1 protein-coding gene is annotated in these 990 nt (G+C 54.9%); it reads right to left on the bottom strand.

Translation table 11 applies throughout. The features are described from left to right. Positions 1-2: 2 nt before the first annotated feature. Positions 3-908: a dihydrodipicolinate synthase family protein gene (locus tag J5286_RS31070; RefSeq protein ID WP_209193396.1), complete on the bottom strand. Its 906-nt coding sequence runs from the start codon at positions 906-908 to the stop codon at positions 3-5. Positions 909-990: the final 82 nt, after the last annotated feature.

The following is a 990-nucleotide window of genomic DNA, read 5'->3' as shown; positions in this document are numbered from 1 at the left end:
GCTTAAATACCCATTGCGCGCAAGGCGCCGTCGATAACCTTTTTCTGGTCGTCGGAGACGGTCTCCATCGGTGCGCGCGGGAGGAAGAAGTCGACGCCCTGGCGCGACTGGATATACTTGGTGCACGCCGGCAGGTTGTCGTGGCGAACGACATTCCAGAGGCCATTTAGCTTCCAATGAAGCTCCCGCGCCTTCTCATGATCGCCCCTTTTGACGGCATTGTAGAGTTCAACCGTCTGCTTTGGTACCGCCGAGGTCAGGGCTGAAATCGCGCCGTCCGCGCCGAGCGCGAAGCCCGGGTACAGAAGTGCGTCGATGCCGGTCAGGACAATATTGTCCTTCTTGGCGCTCCCAATAAGATCGGAGAGAGACTTCAGGTCACCTGAGCTCTGTTTCATGCCCACGACGCCTGGAACCTCGTCCATGATCTTAAGCATCAGGTCGGCGGACAGGTAGTTCCACGGAATGACATTGTAGATCAAGATCGGAACGCCCGTTTCATCGTAGATCTCACGGAAATGGCGAACGGTGGCGTCAGCACCTGGTTTGAACAGGTAATGCACGGGCGTAACTTGCAGCGCTTCAGGCTTCAAATGAGCGATCTTCTTTGTCCGCTCGATCGCCTCAATCGTCGAATTAACGATCAAGCCCACGACAAACGGCACAAGGCCCGCAATCGCCTCATGGGTCGCTTCCATCGACTCGACAAATTCCTCCGTCGAGAGCGTGTGACCCTCCCCGGTGCTGCCGCCTGCAACGATGGCATTTACACCGGATTCGATCATGAAATCGATCTGCTTCTTGATGCCGGAAGCGACCAATTTCCCCTTCGCATCGAAGGGCATGGTTACAGGTGGCAAGATGCCACGCAACTTGCCCTTCAGAGCCAGTTTGCTTTCTTGATTCATGAAACTCTCCTCCTTGATCCCTGAAACGCCCTATCAAGGTTCAAAATCTAAATTCCGGTATCCGGGATGACGTTTCGGATTT

The sequence above is a fragment of the Rhizobium sp. 16-488-2b genome (assembly GCF_017741815.1).
Taxonomy (GTDB): Bacteria; Pseudomonadota; Alphaproteobacteria; order Rhizobiales; family Rhizobiaceae; genus Rhizobium.
This window is presented reverse-complemented; position numbering and strand designations above follow the sequence as displayed.

Excerpts from the sequence above, each read along its gene's own strand:
- J5286_RS31070 (WP_209193396.1), bottom strand. The coding sequence starts at position 908 with ATGAATCAAGAAAGCAAACTGGCTCTGAAGGGCAAGTTGCGTGGCATC.